General features: G+C 74.7%; 1 pseudogene. It reads right to left on the bottom strand.

The features are described 5' to 3' along the window. Positions 1-899, bottom strand: a pseudogene (locus ACQUQ1_RS22465) (type II secretion system F family protein); the annotation flags it as partial.

Here is an 899-nt window from a genome sequence, read left to right as displayed (position 1 = left end):
TCGAGGACGGTGAGGTTCACCGCGACGACGATGCCGACGACCAGCAGCGCGGTCGTCCACCCGACGACGACGTAGACCAGCATGTTCGCGCGGAGGGCGCGCTTCTCGTGGTAGAGCCGCCCGACCTCGGTCTGGAGCGTCTCGAACACCGCCTCGGCGTCGCTGCCGGCGTCGAGCGCGCCGGAGACGAGGCCGATGCTCTGAGCGGCCAGCGGCGTTCCCACGCGCTCGGTGAACCGGCGCAGCGCCCCGGTCCGGAGGTCCTCGCCGCGCCCGGTCGCGACCCCGAGGGCGAACGCGAGGTCGGCCACGTCGGGCGAGAGCGGGCCCAGATCCACGTCGCCGGCGACGTGCTCGACGGCGGCCGACAGCGGCCTTCCGAGCGCGACGTGGCCGGCGACGGCGTGGACGAAGTCGGATATCTCCCGGTCCTTCGCGTCGTCGAGGCGGCCCCGTCGAAGGCCGACGGCCCCGACGGGGACCGCGTACGCCGCGTACCCGAGGAGGGTCGCGTTCGCCGCGTCGACGCCGGCGGCGAGCAGCCCGCCGAGTGCGAGGAGGCCGACCGGGACGAGCACGACCGCCGCGGCCGCGGGGTTCGTCGGCGTCGACCGGAGAAGGGTCACAAGGTCGCGCGGCACCTCGTGGGCGACCCGCTGGTCGGCCGGGCGCAGATCCGAGACGAGCGCGCCGGCGGTCGCGCCGACCGCGAGGACGAACGCCGCGGCGCCGTACACCGCGACGGCGCGCCTGGTCACGGGCCCCAGCGGCGTCGCGACCTCGGTGGAGAGCCCCGGCGAGAGCACGCTCATCACCGTGAGCACGATGACGAACAGCGCCGGCAGGACCAGCAGGACGACGAACAGCTCCGCGACCAGCTCCATGAAGTCGGCGTTGCG

Origin of the sequence: Halobaculum sp. EA56, assembly GCF_051195075.1 — an archaeon.
Lineage (GTDB): Archaea > Halobacteriota > Halobacteria > Halobacteriales > Haloferacaceae > Halobaculum.
This window is presented reverse-complemented; position numbering and strand designations above follow the sequence as displayed.